Origin of the sequence: Streptomyces kronopolitis, from assembly GCF_014646275.1 — a bacterium.
Classification (GTDB): Bacteria; Actinomycetota; Actinomycetes; order Streptomycetales; family Streptomycetaceae; genus Streptomyces; species Streptomyces kronopolitis.
Window position 1 is genome coordinate 1 of sequence record NZ_BMND01000118.1, and the last position, 576, is coordinate 576.

At 33.2% G+C, this 576-nt stretch carries 1 pseudogene; it reads left to right on the forward strand.

Going from position 1 to position 576, the window contains the following annotated elements:
- Nucleotides 1-169: 169 nt before the first annotated feature.
- Nucleotides 170-576: pseudogene (gene csd3 / locus IEY78_RS35405) on the forward strand (peptidoglycan DD-metalloendopeptidase Csd3); the annotation flags it as partial.

Here is a 576-nt window from a genome sequence, read left to right on the forward strand (position 1 = left end):
ATGCTATAAGGCGAGATAAAACCATTTATGAGAAACCACCATGCACCAATAAAACGCGCTCCATAAAGCTATAAAAACAAGGCTAGGCTTTAAACTTGTATCGTTTTTCTTTAACGGCTTATGTTATACTAATAAAATACAGATTCAATTGAAGGCATTAAACAACTGCATGGTATTTTTTCATAAGAAAATTATTTTAAATTTTATCTATTCTTTAATGGTTGCTTTTTTATCCCATGGGGTTCTTTTAAAAGCCGATGAAATGGCTAAAAAGCAAACTTTATTGGTGGGTGAAAGGCTTGTGTGGGATAAGCTCACGCTGTTAGGGTTTTTAGAAAAATACCATATCCCTCAAAAACTCTACTACAACCTAAGCTCTCAAGATAAAGAATTGAGTGCTGAAATTCAAAGCAATGTTACCTACTACACCTTAAGAGATACTAACAACACGCTCATTCAAGCCCTTATCCCTATAAGTCAGGATTTACAAATTCATATTTATAAAAAAGGAGAGGATTATTTTTTAGACTTTATCCCCATTATCTTCACTCGTAAAGAAAAAACCCTCCTTCTTTC